Here is an 18,624-nt window from a genome sequence, read left to right as displayed (position 1 = left end):
CCTTTCCGCTGCAATCTGCAGCCCGATATTCACCCAAAAAACGGCTAGTATTCCATGGATTTGCAAAGAACTATCCTCGTCGTAGCACTGGCGGTTGTTGGCTATCTACTGATATTACAGTGGAACAATGACTTCAACCGAGCTCCAGAGACCCCAATCGAGCATGCAACCCTGAGCAACCCCGCGTTGCCTGCTATTACAGCGGAAACCGAATCAAATACGAATTCAGATGCTCCCACTCCGGTCGATAGCACCGATACCATGCCTGTGGCACAAACCCAACAAGCAAGCGGCAATCTGATCACAGTCACTACGGATCTGATGCAACTCGAGATCGATCCTAGAGGCGGAGACATCGTCAAAGTCGCCCTGCTCGATTACCCTCAACATAAAGAAAATCCTGACCAGCCGTTTGTGTTGCTTGAACGCACTCAACAGCGCACTTTCGTTGCACAGAGCGGACTAACCGGGCGCGACGGCCCAGACCGTAATGGCCACCCTCTATACAGTAGCGGTAAGGCAAGTTACGAGTTAGTCGAAGGCGAAGACGCACTCACCGTTGACCTGCAGTTGGTACAAGACAGTGTCACTATCACCAAGCGTTATGAATTGCGTCGGGGTCAGTATGATATAGCGGTTAAGCACCTGATTAATAACGCAGGTTCTGAAGCCTGGAAAGCCAATTTTTATGCCCAGCTCAAGCGGGATAATTCTGGTGATCCCAGTAACCAGGGTTCCGCGACCAGCTTCAGTACTTATCTCGGAGCCGCAGTTCGCAGTTCGGACGAACCCTACAAGAAACTGGCATTCGGCGACTTTAAAGACAGCCCATTTAAAGAAACCGTGGACGGTGGCTACGCGGCTATTTTACAACATTACTTTGTTGCTGCCTGGGTACCGGATGCCAGCAATTCGCACACCTACCAAACCAGAACCGCGGGCAATGGCGACAATATCATAGGTTTTGTCGACAGTGCTCTGGAAGTAGAACCCGGAAAAAGTGCAGAGGTCAGCGCCTCACTCTATGTTGGACCCAAGCTGCAGGATCGCCTGGAAGCATTGTCTCCGGGTCTTGAGCTTACGGTGGATTACGGCATCCTGTGGTTTATTGCTCAACCGCTGTTCTACATCCTGACCTTTATACACTCCATGGTGGGTAATTGGGGATGGGCGATTATCCTCTTGACCGTTTTGGTCAAAGCTCTGTTCTATCCTTTGTCCGCCGCCAGCTACCGTTCTATGGCTAACATGCGACGCGTTTCCCCAATGCTGGCCAGCCTGAAAGAACAGTTTGGCGATGATCGTCAAAAGATGAGCCAGGCAATGATGGAGCTCTATAAGAAAGAGAAGATCAACCCGCTTGGCGGCTGTCTTCCTATTCTGGTTCAAATGCCTGTATTTATCGCTCTCTACTGGACGCTGCTGGAAAGTGTCGAGTTACGCCAAGCGCCCTTCATGCTCTGGATCGATGATCTCTCGCAAATGGATCCTTACTTCATTCTGCCACTGATCATGGGTGCCTCTATGTTTGTTCAACAACAGTTGAACCCGACGCCTCCCGATCCTATTCAGGCACGCGTCATGAAGATGATGCCTATCATCTTTACTTTCTTCTTCCTCTGGTTCCCGTCAGGCCTTGTACTGTACTGGGTGGTTAACAACTTGCTGTCGATACTCCAGCAATGGATGATTACACGACAGATTGAGGCTCAAGCGAGCGCCAAGTAAGTATCCAGTGGAAAACCTCTCTAAAGGCCTTAATACTCTATGTTTTAAGGCCTTTTTTTATGCTCGGTGAAAATGATGACATCTCACACTAATAAAACAGAAACCATTGCAGCAATTGCCACAGCACCAGGAAGAGGCGGTGTCGGTATCGTTAGAGTTTCAGGGCCTCAGGCAAAACCAATAGCAAAAAAGGTTTGTGGTAAACCCCTTAAAGCGAGACATGCTCACTACGGATCTTTTGAAAATGAAAATAATGAGGTGATAGATCAGGGGATTGCACTGTTGTTTGAAGGGCCGAACTCATTTACCGGGGAAGATGTACTGGAACTACAAGCCCATGGTGGCCCTGTAATTCTCGATCTACTATTACGAGCAGTACTCACAATAGGGGCCAGGCAAGCACGCCCCGGTGAGTTTTCCGAACGCGCATTTCTCAACGATAAAATAGACCTGACACAAGCAGAAGCGATTGCTGATCTGATAGATAGCTCATCTGAGCAAGCGGCTCGATCGGCGTTGAACTCCTTGCAAGGTGACTTCTCACGGTTGATCAATGAACTCGTGGAAGGACTAATCAGGCTGCGTATTTATGTAGAAGCGGCCATCGACTTTCCGGAAGAGGAGATCGATTTCCTGGCCGATGGCAAGGTAGCCAATGATCTCCAGGCTCTGCAGTCCGAATTGGATAGTATCCGCAGGAAAGCGGGACAGGGCGCTATCCTTCGCGAGGGTATGACCGTGGTCATCGCTGGTCGTCCCAACGCCGGCAAGTCGAGTTTACTCAATGCCTTGTCGGGTAAAGACAGCGCCATTGTTACCAACATCGCTGGCACAACCCGAGACCTGCTTCGCGAACAGATCCATATCGACGGCATGCCATTGCATATCGTTGATACTGCCGGGCTACGCGATAGCGATGATGCCGTAGAGCAGATCGGGGTCAGTCGAGCGCTAGCCGAGATAGAAAAAGCCGATCGTGTGCTGCTTATGGTAGATGCTACAACAACCAGTGAAACCCGGGCTGAGGCAATCTGGCCAGAGTTTATCGACATGCTACCCGACCCCGGAAAATTAACCCTGATACGCAACAAGATCGACCAGAGCGGTGAGCAGGCTGGTATCGAGGCTCTGGGTGAAACCAGTCTGATAAGGCTTTGTGCGACAAACCAGCAAGGGGTAGAAGCGCTGCGCCAGCACTTGAAACAATGCATGGGTTTTGAAGGCACCACAGAGGGCAGCTTTATGGCCCGCAGGAGACACCTGGAAGCACTGCGGCAGGCGCAGCAATGCCTGGATAACGGCAAGCTCCAATTGGAAAGCCTGGGGGCTGGAGAGCTACTGGCAGAAGATTTGAGAGCTGCCCAGCATGCTCTCGGGGAAATAACCGGAAGCTTTAGTTCCAATGACCTGCTTGGGCGAATTTTCTCCAGCTTCTGCATCGGGAAGTAACTAAAACCACCAGAAAAGGTCGTTTTTGTTCCCCGCAAACCCTGTGCGTAACGCATGTATCAACAGGGGTAAGAAGTAGTGGATAACTTAGGGTGTGTATAAGTCGCTTTTTATCCACACCCTATGCAACCCTAACCCCCAGCATACCTAAGGCTTTACAACAGCCTTTGTAGGCTTATAACTTATTGTTTTTATAGTATAAAAAGGCCTTTTCCACACAAAATGGCTTTGCTATATATAACAACATCATTAAAAAAACATATATATAAAATACTTAAATTAACTTTAATAACTTCTATGGGCTGAATATAAAAAGCTTCTTTTTTAGCCACTTGCCTTTATACTTGTGCCCCCCAAAATTCCTGAATCAATTCCTTGGCCACTGTTCGCCAAAAGGTGGATCCTATGGACTATCCCTCTCGCTATGGCGTGATCGTCGTTGGTGGCGGCCATGCCGGTACAGAAGCTGCACTTGCTTCAGCCCGTATGGGCGTGAAGACACTCTTGGTGACTCATAATGTTGAGACCCTGGGACAGATGTCCTGTAACCCTGCGATCGGGGGCATCGGTAAGAGTCACCTGGTGAAAGAAATAGACGCCCTGGGTGGTGCGATGGCGATGGCCACCGACAAGGGGGGGATTCAATTTCGTGTGCTCAATTCCCGTAAGGGACCGGCTGTAAGAGCTACCCGAGCTCAAGCCGACCGTGTTCTTTACAAGGCAGCAGTGCGATCGATACTGGAAAACCAAGCGAACCTGGAAATTTTTCAACAGTCCGTTGATGATCTGATTGTCGAGCAGGATAAGGTCATTGGCGTGGTCACACAGATGGGGTTGCGATTTTACAGCGACGCAGTGGTGCTAACAGCCGGTACCTTTCTTGGCGGTGTGATTCATATCGGTATGGAGAACCACACCGGCGGCCGCGCCGGAGATCCTCCCTCCAACAGCCTTGCCAGGCGACTACGTGAACTGCCATTTCGGGTTGAGCGACTGAAAACCGGTACGCCGCCCCGTATTGATGCTCGCAGTGTCGATTTCTCGGTGATGACCGAACAGGCAGGGGATAGCCCCACTCCCGTGATGTCGTTTATGGGCTCCCAGGCGGATCATCCTCGACAAATCAGTTGTTACATCACCCATACCAACGAGAAAACTCACGATATTATTCGTAAAGGCCTCGACCGATCCCCTATGTACACCGGTGTCATCGAGGGTATTGGTCCACGCTATTGCCCGTCGATCGAAGATAAAATTAATCGCTTTGCCGACAAAACCAGTCACCAGGTTTTTGTCGAGCCCGAAGGGCTTACGACCCATGAACTCTATCCCAATGGCATATCGACCAGCTTGCCCTTCGATGTTCAGCTGCAGCTGGTACGATCCATGCGAGGTTTTGAGAATGCCCATATCGTGCGTCCCGGTTATGCCATCGAATATGACTTTTTTGATCCGAGAGACCTGAAACCCTCGCTGGAAAGCAAATTCTTGCAGGGAATATTTTTTGCCGGCCAGATTAACGGTACAACCGGTTATGAGGAGGCCGGAGCCCAGGGCTTGCTTGCCGGGCTCAATGCCGCCCGGCTCAGTCAGGATCACGAAGCCTGGTGTCCTCGCCGCGATGAGGCTTACCTTGGGGTTCTGGTCGATGACCTGATAACCAATGGTACTTCCGAACCCTATCGCATGTTTACCAGCCGCGCCGAATATCGACTGATATTGCGAGAGGACAACGCCGATTTACGCCTGACCGAAAAAGGTCGGGAACTGGGACTGGTGGGTGATGAGCGGTGGCATCGCTTCGAACACAAGCGCGAGTCCATTGAACGTGAACAGCAGCGCCTGAGCAAAACCTGGGTACAGCCGGAGACGGAGAGCGGCAAGGCCATCTCTGATTTACTGGAGAATCCCATTAGCCACGAGTACAGCCTGATCGAGCTGTTACGCCGACCTCAGTTGAGTTATGCGCAGTTGATCGAAGTGACTGGCAAGGGGGTTGAAGACCCACAGGTGGCAGAGCAGGTAGAGATCCAGACCAAATACCAGGGCTATATCGATCGCCAGACAGAAGAGATCGAACGATTGCGCAGTCATGAGCAGACCCTGTTGCCCGAAGACCTGGATTATGAGGCTATCTCCGGACTGTCCAATGAAATTCGCCAGAAGCTGAGTGACAGTCGGCCTGATACTTTGGGCCGGGCGTCGCGGATTCCAGGAATTACTCCGGCGGCGATCTCTCTGTTGCTGATTCATCTCAAGAAGCGATCCATGGTCAGGAAACAAGCTTGATGACTCAGGTCGATTATCTCGCCAGGGCGCTCTCACAAGGCATTGAACGGCTAGGGCTAACCATAGAGCAGCCCCACCAGGAAAAGCTGTTGGCGTATTTACGGTTACTGGCCAAGTGGAACAAGGCCTATAATTTAACCGCAGTGCGTAATATTGATGAGATGCTGCCCCGTCACTTGCTTGATAGCCTGAGTGTAAGTCCTTACTTAGAGGGGCGGCGCCTGCTGGATGTTGGGACGGGCCCGGGCCTGCCGGGTATCCCACTTTCGATCATTTGTCCCAATCGGGAATTTACGTTACTGGATAGTAATGGTAAAAAAACAAGGTTCTTGCATCAGTCAGTTGTTGAATTGGGCCTTGGCAATATCAAGGTATGCCAAAGCCGCATCGAGGCGTTTGAGTGCCCTGAACCGTTCGACGCAATCCTCTCTCGAGCTTTCAGCACGCTGTTAGACATGGTGAAAGGCTGTTATGACCTCTGTGCAGACGGGGGGCGGTTCCTGGCAATGAAAGGGGTTTACCCACAGCAGGAGCTGGATGATCTGCTGGAACATTACCCACAACTCGTTGTGGAAGCGGTGCACCCTCTGGATGTACCGGATAGCGAAGGCGAACGGCACCTGGTAGTGCTCGGTAAGCCGCAAGCATAAACAACAGGGTACTGACGTGGGCAAGATATTAGCGGTAACGAATCAGAAGGGCGGGGTAGGCAAAACCACGACCTGTATTAATCTGGCTGCCTCCCTGGTAGCGACCAAGCGTTCCGTGTTGCTGGTAGATCTCGATCCACAGGGTAATGCCACCATGGGCAGCGGTGTGTCGAAGAATGAGTTAGAGCGCTCTGTGTACGATGTCCTGGTGGGTGAATGTGAAATCGAGCGGGCCATACAGGCAACCGGAGAAGCCGGTTATGATATTTTACCCGCCAACGGTGATCTGACGGCCGCAGAAGTGGAGCTGCTGGATCTCAGTTCCAAGGAGAAGCGTCTGTCCTACGCTCTGCGCAAAATCAGCGATAATTATGATTTTATTCTGATCGATTGTCCGCCTTCTCTGAATATGCTGACAGTCAACGCCTTGAGTGCGGCTAATGGCGTGATCATTCCCATGCAGTGTGAATATTATGCTCTGGAAGGTTTGAGTGCCTTACTCGACAGCGTCAAGCGAATCACCGAGGTGTTAAACCCCGAGTTGGGAATTGAAGGCTTGCTGCGAACCATGTACGACCCTCGTAACAGCCTGACCAATGAGGTCTCCGCGCAATTGACCCAGCATTTCGGTGATCGGGTTTATCGTACAGTGATTCCGCGCAATGTTCGTCTGGCCGAAGCCCCCAGCTACGGCCTGCCGGCCATGGCGTACGACAAACAATCGAAGGGCGCACTTGCCTATCTGGCACTAGCCGGTGAGCTGATACGCAAGCAGCCACCATCTCCGCAGGCTATCTCTGCTTGAGCGGGAATAACCGAGGGTAATCAGGGACGTTATGGCAGCAAAGAAACGAGGATTGGGGCGCGGTCTTGATGCGTTATTGTCTGGCAGCGCATTACCCGATGCCAGCGATGGTAACCAGTCCGTCACCGACGGTAAACTGACCGAGATACCGGTTGAATTTATTCAGCGCGGCAAGTATCAGCCGCGCCGTGATATGCACCCGGAAGCCCTGGAAGAGCTGGCAAACTCGATCAAGGTGCAGGGGGTTATGCAGCCCATCGTTGTGCGCCCTATCGACATCGACCGTTATGAAATTATCGCCGGTGAACGTCGCTGGCGAGCGACCCAGAAAGCGGGACTGGATCGGATTCCAGCCATTGTGCGCGAAGTTCCCGACGAAGCTGCTATCGCCATGGCGTTGATTGAGAATATTCAACGTGAAGACCTGAATCCGATCGAAGAAGCCATGGCTTTGCAACGCTTACAGGACGAATTCGAGTTAACCCAGCAACAGGTGGCCGATGCGGTTGGCAAATCCCGTACTACGGTAACCAATTTACTGAGGTTGATCGGACTGAACGCCGAAGTCCGTACCATGCTTGAGCATGGTGATCTGGAAATGGGCCATGCCAGGGCCATGTTAACCCTGGAAGATGACTTGCAGATGGAGGCGGCACGTTCGGTGGTCGCTCGGTCATTATCGGTGCGTCAGACCGAGGCGTTGATTCGTAAGCTGCAGCAGCCAGCCTCACCATCGACCCAGCCCGAGGCAGTTAACCCCGATATTCGTAACCTGCAGGATTCATTGGGAGAACGTCTTGGGGCCTCGGTGCGTATTGATCATAGCGCCAAAGGCAAGGGCAAATTGGTGATTCAATACAACACTCTCGATGAGCTCGATGGCATCCTGGCTCATATCAAATAGTCTAATACGGTAGTTTTGTGTGTGAGCTGCCCATTGGCCACCACTGATTCAAAATAGCCTATTTTGTATTTGGGTGTTCGGTGGCCACTAGATATTGTTATTGCTCCCTAGAAAGACCCCCCCTTAACCCTGAAAATTCAGTGGTAAGGTGGGGCCGTAAGCCCCCTTCGGTAATTACTTATACACGGCCTGCTGGCTATTGAATGAGGGGGGTATTCCCCCTATAATCAGCACGCTTTCAACCTGGGTGGGGTATATACCTAGGTTCAGAGATTTCGGGGGGTAACAGGGTGAATGTGAGCTGACGTGAATGGACCCGCTTCTCACAATAGTCGATCGCCGCTGTATCGACTGATCGCGTTGCAGGCAATAGCAACCTTATCGATCGGTCTGGTATGTTCCCTGATAAGTTTCGAAGCAGCGTATTCTGCGCTATTGGGTGGGCTTGTGTTTATGCTCCCTAATGCGCTCCTGATTTATAAGGCCTTTTTTGCGATTAAGGTGGGATCGGCCAGAAAAATCGCCAACTCGATGTATGTTGGTGAAGCGATAAAGTTTGGTTTGACAGCATTATTATTTGCGGCGGTTTTTGTTTTTGTTAGCCCCCTCAATGCACCGGCGCTGTTCGTAACCTTCTTTGTCGTGTTGATGATTAATAGTCTCTCGCCCCTGCTGAACGGGCGATTGAACGACAGTTAACATTTTTGAGAACTTGGTATGGCTACTGAAATTACCTCATCGTCGTATATTCAACACCACCTCACCAACCTTACTTATGGTCAGCTTCCTGCCGGTTATGAGCGAGCCGATGGTAGCGTGCTTTCCGAACCCCTTTGGACGTTTGCGGCCTCAGGTCAGGAAGCGGGCGCCATGGGGTTTATGGCTCTTAACCTGGACACCATGGGAATCTCTATCCTGTTGGGCGCTGTTTTTTACTGGATTTTTCGGAGTGTTGCCAAAAAGGCCACTGCCGGCATTCCTACTGGAACACAGAATTTTGTAGAGATGATTGTTGAGTTTGTTCAAAGCAACGTCAGCAGCATGTTTCCCTACAGCAATCGCCTGGTTGCGCCAATGTCGCTGACGATCTTGGTCTGGGTGTTCTTTATGAACCTCATGGACCTGGTGGCTATAGACCTGATCCCTGAACTGGCAAAGATTATCGGGGTTTCCGTATTCGGTGCAGATCCGCACCATGTATTCTTTAAAATCGTACCTTCCACCGACCCCAATATCACCATGGCGATGGCGATGTGTGTGTTCGGTCTGATGCTGTTCTACAGCTTCAAGGAGAAGGGCGTCGGTGGTTTTCTGGGAGGCTTGTGTTTACACCCTTTCAGCAGCAAAAACATGGTAGTACAAGCCTTATTTGTTCCAGTGAACTTTGTTCTGGAGCTGGTCGATCTGTTGGCCAAGCCGGTTTCTCTTGGCTTGCGACTGTTCGGCAATATGTACGCTGGAGAGATGATCTTTATTCTGATCGCTCTGATGTACAGTGGAGGATTCCTGGTGGGAGTTCTGGGTGGAGGGCTCCAGTTGGTATGGGCGCTGTTCCACGTTCTGATCATCTCTTTGCAGGCATTTATCTTTATGGTTTTGACCATCGTGTACATGAGCATGGCTTATGACACGGGTGAAGATCACTAAAGCGTTTTTTTAATAACTAACCTTAGTAAATCTGGAGAAAAACAGTGACTGAAGCAACTGCTCTGTTGGTAATCGCAAGTGGCATCCTGATGGGTCTGGGCGCTGTAGGTGCGGCAATTGGTGTAGGTATCCTGGGTTCCAAGTTCCTGGAAGGTGGTGCACGCCAGCCAGAACTGATCCCAATGCTGCGTACTCAATTCTTCATCGTTATGGGTCTGGTTGACGCCGTTCCTATGATCGGTGTTGGTCTGGGTATGTACATCCTGTTCGTATTGGCTGGATAAATTTAACACCACGACATCAATTCCAATTTAACGGAGAAGCGGTGTGAACTTTAATTTAACGTTTATCGGCCAGATGATTGCGTTTGGCGTATTCGTTTACCTGGTAATGAAGTATGTTTGGCCGCCCATTCTGGCGGCAATGGACGAGCGTCAAAAGTCTATTGCTGATGGTCTGAGTGCTGCTGAGCGCGCTTCGCGAGATCTCGACCTGGCCCAGAAAAAAGCCGGTCAGGAGATGCGGGAAGCCAAGCAGCAAGCTGCTGAACTGATCGACCAGGCAAACAAACGCTCTAGCCAGATCATTGATGAGGCCAAAGAACAGGCCCGTTTAGAGGGTGAGCGATTGCTTGCTGCTGCACAGTCTGAGATTGAGCAGGAGAAGAATCGTGTCAAGGAAGCGCTTCGTGCGGAAGTAGCAGCGATTGCTGTTGCCGGTGCTGAGAAGATTCTGCAGACCTCTATCGACGAGAATGCTCACAGTGAGATGCTCGACAAACTCGCTAAAGAACTTTGATAGAGGCTAATCATGGCAGAGTTAACCACAGTAGCCAGGCCATACGCTAAAGCAGCGTTCGAGGCAGCCCAGGCATCTGGTGAGCTGGACCTTTGGGCCGGCATGCTCGAGTTTGGTGCTGCGGTGGCACAGGATGAATCCATGAAGTTATTCCTGGATCATCCGGCACTGAGTCGTGAACAGAAGGCCCAGGCTTTTGCGGATGTCTGCGAGAGCAAGCTGAATGAAGGGGCGAAAAACTTCTTCACAGTAATGGCTGAAAATAACCGTCTGGTGTTGTTGCCCGAAGTATTGAATTTATTCGAATACTACAAGGCTCAGCAAGGAAAGCAGGTCGATGTTGAAGTCGAGACTGCTTTCGATATGAGCAAAAAGCAACAGGACGCACTGGTACAGGCATTGAGTAAAAAGCTGGATCGCAAGGTAAACCTGAGCAGCGAAACTAACCCGCAGTTATTGGGTGGTGTGGTCATTCGCGCAGCCGATCTGGTTATCGATGCTTCTGTTCGCAGCAAAATCTCGAAACTGGCCGAGGCGATTAACTCCTAATTAAATTAGGATTTGAGGATAAACGCATGCAGCAACTAAATCCCGCTGAGATCAGCGAAATTATCAAGAAGCGTATCGACAAGCTCGACGTTTCTTCAGAAGCCCGTAATGAGGGCACCATTGTCAGCGTATCCGACGGTATCGTTCGGATTCACGGCCTGGCAGATGTAATGTACGGTGAGATGATCGAGTTTGATGGCGGCCTTTACGGTATGGCCATGAACCTCGAGCGCGACTCCGTTGGCGCCGTAATTTTGGGTAGCTACGAATCACTGGTTGAGGGCGGCACTGCTCGCTGCACCGGTCGTATTCTTGAAGTACCGGTTGGTCCTCAACTGTTGGGCCGTGTCGTCGATACTCTGGGTAACCCCATTGACGGTAAAGGCGCTCTGGGTACAGAACTGACCGCACCGGTAGAGAAAGTAGCACCGGGTGTTATCGCCCGTCAGTCAGTTGATGAGCCAGTTCAAACCGGTTTGAAAGCGGTTGACGCCATGATTCCAATCGGCCGTGGCCAGCGTGAGCTGATCATCGGTGACCGTCAGGTAGGTAAGTCCGCGGTAGCGATTGATACCATCATCAACCAGAAAGGCACAGGCATTAAATGTGTCTACGTTGCCATCGGCCAAAAGCAGTCTTCGATTGCCAACGTCGTACGCAAGCTGGAAGAGCATGGCGCAATGGATCACACTATCGTGGTCAACGCGGGCGCTGCCGACTCCGCTGCTCTGCAGTTCCTGGCACCTTTCGCGGGTTGCTCCATGGGTGAATACTTCCGTGACCGTGGCGAAGATGCCCTGATCATTTATGATGACCTGACCAAGCAGGCTTGGGCTTATCGTCAGATCTCCTTGCTGCTGAAACGTCCTCCGGGTCGTGAAGCTTATCCTGGTGACGTTTTCTACCTCCACTCCCGTTTGCTTGAGCGTGCTGCTCGCGTTAATGCGGACTACGTAGAACAGTTCACTAACGGTGAAGTGAAAGGCAAGACCGGATCTTTGACTGCTCTACCTATTATCGAGACCCAGGCTGGTGACGTATCTGCTTTCGTACCAACCAACGTAATCTCGATCACCGATGGTCAGATCTTCCTGGAAACCGATCTGTTCAACTCCGGTATCCGTCCTGCTATTAACCCGGGTATCTCCGTATCCCGTGTAGGTGGCGCAGCCCAGACCAAGGTTATCAAGAAGCTCAGTGGTGGTATTCGTACCGCACTGTCTCAGTACCGAGAGCTGGCGGCATTCGCTCAGTTCGCGTCTGATCTGGACGAAGCAACCCGTGCCCAGCTTGAGCATGGTGAGCGTGTAACCGAGCTGATGAAGCAGAAGCAGTACTCGCCGATGAACATCGCCGAGATGGCTGTCAGCCTGTACTCCGCTGAGAAAGGTTACCTGAAAGACGTTGAGCTGAATAAAGTTCTGGATTTCGAATCAGCCCTGATCTCTTACGCCAACAGCGAATACGCTGAGTTGATGGCGAAGGTTTCAGAGACTGGCGGCTATGACGATGAGATCGAGGGCACCTTGAAAGAGATGCTTGAGAAGTTCAAGTCAACTCAAACCTGGTAACAAGAGAAAGGCCAGCCGCTTAGCGACTGGCTTTTCCGTACTACCCAAGGGTAGTGCCAGCAAACCAGAAAGGTGAGATATGGCAGTCGGAAAAGAGATACGTACACAGATTGGTAGCATCAAAAATACGCAGAAGATTACCAGTGCCATGGAAATGGTGGCTGCGAGTAAAATGCGTAAAGCTCAAAATCGTATGGAAGCCAGCCGCCCTTACGCCAAGCGTATTCGTGAAGTGGTTGGTCATGTTGCAAACTCATCACCTGAGTACCAGCATGCCTACATGGATGAGCGCGATGTGAAACGCGTTGGATACATTATCGTATCAACCGATCGTGGCTTGTGCGGCGGCTTGAACATCAATATGTTCAAGCATGCGATCAAGTCGATGCAATCCTGGTCTGAACAGAAAGTAGACGTAGATATCTGCGTCGTGGGTAAAAAAGCTGGGGCGTTTTTCCGCCACTTTGGTGGCAATGTTGTAGCTGCGATCAGCGATCTGGGTGATCAACCCAATATTGCAGATTTGATTGGTGCGGTTAAGGTGATGCTGGATGCCTACGATGAAGGCAAGATTGATCGCCTGTTCCTGGTGTACAACGATTTTGTTAACACCATGACCCAACGCCCGGTTGATGAGCAGTTGCTACCTTTACCCGCAGCTGAAGATGAATCGTTGAAGCACCATTGGGATTACATTTATGAGCCCGATGCAAAAGAACTGCTGGATGGTTTGCTGGTTCGCTATATCGAATCACAGGTGTATCAGGCAGTTGTTGAAAACGGTGCTTGTGAGCAAGCTGCGCGAATGGTGGCAATGAAGAGTGCAACCGATAACGCGGGCGAGCTGATTGATGAACTGCAGTTGGTTTACAACAAAGCTCGTCAGGCTGCGATTACCCAAGAAATTTCAGAGATAGTAAGTGGCGCGGCTGCCGTTTAAGGCACCGATGACCAATGAGTATTTATAGAGGATCCTACTTATGAGTAGCGGACGTATTGTACAGATCATCGGTGCCGTGATCGACGTGGAATTCCCTCGCGACAGTGTACCCAAGGTATTTGATGCCTTGAGTGTCGAAGGGAAAGAAACGACCCTGGAAGTTCAGCAGCAGCTGGGCGATGGCATCGTGCGTTCAATTGCCATGGGCTCGACCGAAGGTCTGAGCCGCGGTTTGAATGTTGCCAACACCAAAGAGCCTATCAAGGTACCGGTTGGTATCGAGACTTTGGGTCGCATCATGGACGTGTTGGGTAACCCTATTGACGAGCGTGGCGAGATCGGTGAAAAAGACCGTGCTTCCATTCACCGCGAAGCTCCGACCTATGCCGAGCAATCAGCATCTTCGGATCTGCTGGAAACCGGTATCAAGGTAATCGATCTGGTTTGCCCTTTCGCCAAGGGTGGTAAGGTTGGTCTGTTTGGTGGTGCCGGTGTTGGTAAGACCGTCAACATGATGGAGCTGATCAACAACATCGCCCTGAAACACTCCGGTTTGTCAGTTTTCGCCGGTGTTGGTGAGCGTACTCGTGAGGGTAACGACTTCTACCACGAGATGCAGGAAGCGGGTGTTGTAAACCTGGAAAAACCTGAAGAGTCCAAGGTTGCGATGGTTTACGGCCAGATGAATGAGCCTCCAGGAAACCGTCTGCGTGTTGCCCTGACCGGTTTGACCATGGCAGAAAAATTCCGTGACGAAGGTAAAGACGTCCTCCTGTTCGTCGACAACATCTATCGCTACACCCTGGCGGGTACCGAAGTATCAGCTCTGTTGGGTCGTATGCCTTCTGCGGTAGGTTATCAGCCTACACTGGCAGAAGAGATGGGGCGCCTGCAGGAGCGTATTACCTCCACCAAAACCGGTTCTATCACCTCTATTCAGGCGGTATACGTACCGGCGGATGACTTGACCGACCCGTCTCCAGCGACCACTTTCTCCCACCTTGATGCGACCGTAGTACTGAGTCGTGATATCGCCGCTAAGGGTATCTACCCTGCGATCGATCCTCTCGATTCTACTTCACGTCAGCTGGATCCTCTGGTTATCGGACAGGAGCACTATGATGTGGCTCGTGGCGTTCAGGGAACTCTGCAGCGTTACAAGGAACTGAAAGATATCATCGCGATTTTGGGTATGGACGAACTGTCTGAAGAAGACAAACTGACCGTAGCCCGTGCGCGTAAGATTGAGCGTTTCCTTTCCCAGCCGTTCTTCGTGGCCGAGGTATTTACCGGATCTCCAGGTAAGTACGTTTCTCTGAAAGACACCATCGCTGGCTTTAAAGGCTTGTTGGCGGGTGACTACGATGATCTGCCTGAGCAGGCGTTCTACATGGTAGGCTCTATCGACGAGGCTATCGAGAAAGCCAAGAAGGTATAAGTTGTGCAGGCGACCACCTTGGTGGTCGCCGCCACTGAATTCACGACAAGAGGCATATAACGATGGCAATCACAGTTCATTGTGACATCGTCAGCGCTGAAAAGGCGATCTTCTCCGGACTGGTAGAGACGGTCATTGCCTACGGTAGCGAAGGCGAACTGGGTGTTAAGCCTGGCCACGCGCCCCTGATCACTGGCTTGAAGCCCGGCCCTATTCGCATTACCAAGCAGAATGGGGAAGAGGAGATTTACTACATCTCTGGTGGTTTTCTGGAAGTACAGCCTAACAATGTCAAGGTGCTGGCTGACACGGCTCTGCGCGCTGACGACATGAGTGAAGCGGCTGCCGAACAAGCCAAAAAGGATGCCGAAGACGCATTGGCTAATCAGAGCTCCGAGCTGGATTATTCCCGTGCGGCGGCACAGCTGGCGGAAGCCAGTGCGCAGCTGAGAACCCTCAGACAGATCCGTGATAAAGTAAGTAAATAGCGGAACCTGAGTGGTTTACAATAAAGGGCAGTCTGCGGACTGCCCTTTTTTTATTTGGGTTACACTCTTTATTCGTTCACTTCTATTAAACAGGTTGAGTGCATGCGCGTTGATATTGTAATTTTGGCCGCTGGCCAGGGCAGCCGAATGAAGTCCTCTTTACCCAAGGTGTTACACCGTATTGCCGGTAAGCCGATGGTGCAACATGTGATCGAGCGGGCCCAGGAATGCGCCGACCACTTTGGTGGTGGCAATATTCATGTTGTTGTTGGTCATGGCGGTGAACAGGTGAAATCAGCGTTACAAGAGTTACCGGTTTCCTGGGTAGATCAGCTCGAACAAAAAGGAACCGGGCATGCCGTTGCCCAGGCCTTACCCAATATCAAAGGCGCGGATCGGGTGTTGGTACTTTATGGCGATGTTCCCCTGACCTTGGCGACTACCCTGATAGAATTGGTCGGCGCATTGGATGCAGCGCCACTGTCTCTGCTGACGGTAACCCTCGATGACCCAACAGGATATGGCCGCATTATTCGCAGCGATAACGGTGATGTTACATCGATCGTCGAGCATAAAGATGCCAGCGAAGTTGAGCTTAAAGTAGCGGAAGTCAATACTGGCATTCTGGCCAGCACCGGTGAAAATCTAGGACGATGGCTACCTGCTCTGGATTCTAATAATGCACAGGGCGAGTTTTACCTGACCGATATCGTAGCAATGGCCGTTAAAGAAGGTGGCCGTGTGGCTCCTTGCAATGCTGAAGTCGAGCAAGAGGTGCAGGGCGTGAACAACCGCATGCAATTGGCGTCACTGGAGCGCTGGTATCAAAGGCAACAAGCCGATCGTTTGATGGCTGAAGGTGCGACCTTAATGGATCCATCCAGAATCGATGTTCGAGGAACCTTAAGCATAGGTAATGATGTTCTGATCGATGTGAACACAGTATTTACGGGCAAGGTAGAGATTGGTGAAGGTGCCAGTATTGGACCTAATTGTGTAATCAGCGATTCCACAATTGGTGAGGGATCGGTTATTAAAGCCAATACTGTTTTGGAGCAGGCAATAGTTGGTAATGATTGTGAGGTAGGCCCTTATGCACGGTTACGTCCAGGAACAGAGCTTGAAGAAAAAGCCAAAATCGGTAATTTTGTAGAAACAAAAAAAACCAAGGTGGGCGAAGGTAGTAAAATTAATCACCTGAGCTATGTCGGGGATGCGGAGCTGGGCACCGGGGTCAATGTTGGCGCGGGAACCATTACCTGTAACTATGATGGCGTCAACAAATTCAAAACAGAGATCAAAGATGGTGCGTTTATTGGCTCGAACACCTCTTTGGTAGCTCCAGTGAGCATTGGCGAAAATGCGACAACAGGTGCAGGGTCCACCGTTACAAAATCGGTTGCGGATGGTGAGTTGGCCGTTGCCCGCGGTCGTCAAAAAAATATCAGTGGTTGGCAGAGACCTGTAAAAACAGATTAAGCAACCTAACAGTCAGGATTAAAGGAAAGCTTCTATGTGTGGAATTGTCGGGGCCGTTGCCCAGAGGGATGTAGCCGATATTCTTTTGGAAGGATTAAAGCGGCTCGAATACCGAGGCTATGATTCTGCTGGTATGGCAGTTGTCGATAACCAAAGCAACCTGCAGCGCGTACGTAGACTTGGAAAGGTCGCAGAGCTTGATGACGCACTCTCATTACAACCCTTGGCGGGAGGAACCGGAATTGCGCATACCCGATGGGCAACCCATGGTGAGCCCAGTGAAAGAAACGCACATCCTCATGTTTCCTCTGATGACCTGGCTATAGTTCATAACGGAATTATCGAAAACCACGAAACCTTACGCGATGAATTAACAGCTAAAGGGTATGAGTTTTTATCAGAAACTGACACAGAAGTGATGGCTCATTTGATTCATCACGAACTAACAAAAAACAAGGACCTTTTATCCGCTGTATTAGCTGCCGTAAATCAGCTTGAAGGAGCCTACGGAACAGTGGTCATGGATCGAAGAGATCCATCAAAATTGGTTGCCGCCCGATCCGGTAGTCCACTGGTAGTCGGCTTGGGTATTGGTGAAAATTTTCTGGCATCAGATCAGCTTGCCTTACTGCCTGTGACAAGACGCTTTCAATTTTTAGAAGAAGGTGATGTGTGCGAGTTAAGACGAAATCGAATCGATATCTATGATCGCACTGGCAAAAAAGTAACAAGAAAAATTATTGAGAGTGATCTTGACCATGATGCGGGCGACAAAGGCCAGTATCGGCATTATATGCTTAAGGAAATTCATGAGCAGCCAGACTCGGTAAGAAATACTCTGGAAGGGCGGTTAGGTGATAAGCAGGTATTGATCGATTCTTTTGGCGAAAAAGCCGAAGAAATATTTTCAAAGGTGAGGAATGTTCAAATTATAGCCTGTGGCACAAGCTATCACGCTGGCATGGTTGCACGTTATTGGTTTGAAGAGATAGCCGGAATTCAATGTAATGTTGAGATTGCCTCCGAATTCAGATACAGGAAAAGCTTTGTTCCTGCCAATAGTTTATTGGTGACAATCTCTCAGTCCGGGGAGACGGCCGACACACTGGCTGCGCTTCGTCTGGCCAAAGAATCCGGTTACATGGCATCGCTTACGCTGTGTAATGTACCAGGATCCTCGTTGGTACGTGAATCCGACCTGGCGTTTATGACTAGAGCCGGGGCCGAAATTGGGGTTGCATCAACCAAGGCGTTTACCACTCAGCTGGTTTCGTTATTGATGTTGGTTGCCGCGATTGGCCGACACAATGGCATGGCTAATGAACAAGAAGCCGATATAGTAAAATCATTACGCCTATTGCCCAGCGTTATTGAATCGTCACTATCACTGAGCAAACCGATTGAAGCAATGGCTGAGGCATTTTCTGATAAGCACCACAGTTTATTTTTAGGGCGAGGAAGCCAATATCCAATTGCCATGGAAGGGGCTCTCAAGCTAAAAGAGATCAGCTATATCCATGCTGAAGCCTACGCGGCGGGCGAATTGAAACACGGTCCACTGGCGTTAATTGATAACAATATGCCAGTGGTCGTGGTAGCGCCAAATAATGAATTGCTCGAAAAACTCAAATCCAATATGGAGGAGGTCAGGGCACGAGGCGGACTGTTGTATGTGTTTGCAGACAGCGATGCCCGGTTGATGCAAGGCGACAATGTCGAGGTGATAACGCTCAATCGGGTTGCCGATGTGATTGCTCCCATTGTTTATACCATTCCTCTGCAATTACTGTCTTACTACGTTGCAATTATTAAGGGCACCGATGTTGATCAGCCAAGAAACCTGGCAAAGTCGGTCACTGTTGAGTAGTTTAAAAGTGTGTCGACACTCA

Annotated in this window: 17 protein-coding genes; all 17 read left to right on the top strand. The window is 50.6% G+C overall.

Features of this window, described 5'->3' with window-relative positions; genetic code table 11:
- Positions 1 to 54: 54 nt before the first annotated feature.
- A complete protein-coding gene (gene yidC, locus MIB40_RS01100; protein WP_249689821.1) occupies positions 55 to 1,728 on the top strand; it encodes a membrane protein insertase YidC in 1,674 nt (557 codons plus the stop codon).
- 75 nt (positions 1,729 to 1,803) lie between these two features.
- On the top strand, positions 1,804 to 3,177 hold the full coding sequence (gene mnmE / locus MIB40_RS01095; protein WP_249690189.1) for a tRNA uridine-5-carboxymethylaminomethyl(34) synthesis GTPase MnmE: 1,374 nt from the start codon (positions 1,804 to 1,806) through the stop codon (positions 3,175 to 3,177).
- 405 nt (positions 3,178 to 3,582) lie between these two features.
- Positions 3,583 to 5,466: a tRNA uridine-5-carboxymethylaminomethyl(34) synthesis enzyme MnmG gene (gene mnmG / locus MIB40_RS01090; protein ID WP_249689819.1), complete on the top strand. Its 1,884-nt coding sequence runs from the start codon at positions 3,583 to 3,585 to the stop codon at positions 5,464 to 5,466.
- Entirely contained in the window at positions 5,466 to 6,116 is a 651-nt protein-coding gene (gene rsmG / locus MIB40_RS01085) for a 16S rRNA (guanine(527)-N(7))-methyltransferase RsmG (protein WP_249689817.1), read from the top strand. The genes mnmG and rsmG overlap by 1 nt, the downstream gene beginning before the upstream one ends.
- A gap of 16 nt (positions 6,117 to 6,132) precedes the next feature.
- Positions 6,133 to 6,921 carry a ParA family protein gene (locus MIB40_RS01080; RefSeq protein ID WP_249689815.1) on the top strand — a complete coding sequence of 263 codons (789 nt, stop codon included), beginning with the start codon at positions 6,133 to 6,135 and terminating at the stop codon, positions 6,919 to 6,921.
- Positions 6,922 to 6,952: 31 nt separating this feature from the next.
- Entirely contained in the window at positions 6,953 to 7,825 is an 873-nt protein-coding gene (locus MIB40_RS01075; protein ID WP_249689813.1) for a ParB/RepB/Spo0J family partition protein, read from the top strand.
- Between the two features lie 306 nt (positions 7,826 to 8,131).
- Positions 8,132 to 8,524, top strand: a complete 393-nt coding sequence (locus MIB40_RS01070; RefSeq protein ID WP_249689812.1) for an ATP synthase subunit I — start codon at positions 8,132 to 8,134, stop codon at positions 8,522 to 8,524.
- An 18-nt stretch (positions 8,525 to 8,542) separates the two neighbouring features.
- A complete protein-coding gene (atpB, locus tag MIB40_RS01065) occupies positions 8,543 to 9,472 on the top strand; it encodes a F0F1 ATP synthase subunit A (RefSeq protein ID WP_249689810.1) in 930 nt (309 codons plus the stop codon).
- A 44-nt stretch (positions 9,473 to 9,516) separates the two neighbouring features.
- A complete protein-coding gene (gene atpE / locus MIB40_RS01060) occupies positions 9,517 to 9,756 on the top strand; it encodes a F0F1 ATP synthase subunit C (protein WP_319941606.1) in 240 nt (79 codons plus the stop codon).
- Between the two features lie 43 nt (positions 9,757 to 9,799).
- Complete coding sequence (locus MIB40_RS01055) at positions 9,800 to 10,270, top strand: F0F1 ATP synthase subunit B (protein ID WP_249689808.1); 471 nt, start codon at positions 9,800 to 9,802, stop codon at positions 10,268 to 10,270.
- Positions 10,271 to 10,282: 12 nt separating this feature from the next.
- Positions 10,283 to 10,819: a F0F1 ATP synthase subunit delta gene (locus MIB40_RS01050; RefSeq protein ID WP_249689805.1), complete on the top strand. Its 537-nt coding sequence runs from the start codon at positions 10,283 to 10,285 to the stop codon at positions 10,817 to 10,819.
- Positions 10,820 to 10,845: 26 nt separating this feature from the next.
- Complete coding sequence (atpA, locus tag MIB40_RS01045; protein ID WP_249689803.1) at positions 10,846 to 12,390, top strand: F0F1 ATP synthase subunit alpha; 1,545 nt, start codon at positions 10,846 to 10,848, stop codon at positions 12,388 to 12,390.
- 79 nt (positions 12,391 to 12,469) lie between these two features.
- The gene (gene atpG / locus MIB40_RS01040) at positions 12,470 to 13,330 is read left to right on the top strand and encodes a F0F1 ATP synthase subunit gamma (RefSeq protein WP_249689801.1); all 861 of its coding nucleotides are present in this window, start codon (positions 12,470 to 12,472) and stop codon (positions 13,328 to 13,330) included.
- A 40-nt stretch (positions 13,331 to 13,370) separates the two neighbouring features.
- Positions 13,371 to 14,768, top strand: a complete 1,398-nt coding sequence (atpD, locus tag MIB40_RS01035; protein ID WP_249689799.1) for a F0F1 ATP synthase subunit beta — start codon at positions 13,371 to 13,373, stop codon at positions 14,766 to 14,768.
- Between the two features lie 62 nt (positions 14,769 to 14,830).
- On the top strand, positions 14,831 to 15,256 hold the full coding sequence (locus MIB40_RS01030) for a F0F1 ATP synthase subunit epsilon (RefSeq protein ID WP_249689797.1): 426 nt from the start codon (positions 14,831 to 14,833) through the stop codon (positions 15,254 to 15,256).
- A gap of 102 nt (positions 15,257 to 15,358) precedes the next feature.
- Positions 15,359 to 16,735 (top strand): bifunctional UDP-N-acetylglucosamine diphosphorylase/glucosamine-1-phosphate N-acetyltransferase GlmU, encoded by a 1,377-nt coding sequence (gene glmU / locus MIB40_RS01025; RefSeq protein WP_249689795.1) that lies wholly within the window; start codon positions 15,359 to 15,361, stop codon positions 16,733 to 16,735.
- A gap of 34 nt (positions 16,736 to 16,769) precedes the next feature.
- Positions 16,770 to 18,602: a glutamine--fructose-6-phosphate transaminase (isomerizing) gene (gene glmS, locus MIB40_RS01020; RefSeq protein ID WP_249689793.1), complete on the top strand. Its 1,833-nt coding sequence runs from the start codon at positions 16,770 to 16,772 to the stop codon at positions 18,600 to 18,602.
- The last annotated feature ends 22 nt before the right edge of the window (positions 18,603 to 18,624 follow it).

It is taken from the genome of Aestuariirhabdus haliotis, assembly GCF_023509475.1.
GTDB lineage: Bacteria > Pseudomonadota > Gammaproteobacteria > Pseudomonadales > Aestuariirhabdaceae > Aestuariirhabdus > Aestuariirhabdus haliotis.
Note: the sequence above shows the minus strand (reverse complement) of the source record. Positions and strands in the feature narration are given on the sequence as shown.

Bases quoted from the DNA above. Each gene is read 5' to 3' on its own strand.
- yidC (WP_249689821.1), top strand. From the start codon at position 55: ATGGATTTGCAAAGAACTATCCTCGTCGTAGCACTGGCGGTTGTTGGC.
- mnmE (WP_249690189.1), top strand. From the start codon at position 1,804: ATGACATCTCACACTAATAAAACAGAAACCATTGCAGCAATTGCCACA.
- mnmG (WP_249689819.1), top strand. From the start codon at position 3,583: ATGGACTATCCCTCTCGCTATGGCGTGATCGTCGTTGGTGGCGGCCAT.
- rsmG (WP_249689817.1), top strand. From the start codon at position 5,466: ATGACTCAGGTCGATTATCTCGCCAGGGCGCTCTCACAAGGCATTGAA.
- MIB40_RS01075 (WP_249689813.1), top strand. From the start codon at position 6,953: ATGGCAGCAAAGAAACGAGGATTGGGGCGCGGTCTTGATGCGTTATTG.
- atpB (WP_249689810.1), top strand. From the start codon at position 8,543: ATGGCTACTGAAATTACCTCATCGTCGTATATTCAACACCACCTCACC.
- MIB40_RS01050 (WP_249689805.1), top strand. From the start codon at position 10,283: ATGGCAGAGTTAACCACAGTAGCCAGGCCATACGCTAAAGCAGCGTTC.
- atpA (WP_249689803.1), top strand. From the start codon at position 10,846: ATGCAGCAACTAAATCCCGCTGAGATCAGCGAAATTATCAAGAAGCGT.
- atpG (WP_249689801.1), top strand. From the start codon at position 12,470: ATGGCAGTCGGAAAAGAGATACGTACACAGATTGGTAGCATCAAAAAT.
- atpD (WP_249689799.1), top strand. From the start codon at position 13,371: ATGAGTAGCGGACGTATTGTACAGATCATCGGTGCCGTGATCGACGTG.
- MIB40_RS01030 (WP_249689797.1), top strand. From the start codon at position 14,831: ATGGCAATCACAGTTCATTGTGACATCGTCAGCGCTGAAAAGGCGATC.
- glmU (WP_249689795.1), top strand. From the start codon at position 15,359: ATGCGCGTTGATATTGTAATTTTGGCCGCTGGCCAGGGCAGCCGAATG.
- glmS (WP_249689793.1), top strand. From the start codon at position 16,770: ATGTGTGGAATTGTCGGGGCCGTTGCCCAGAGGGATGTAGCCGATATT.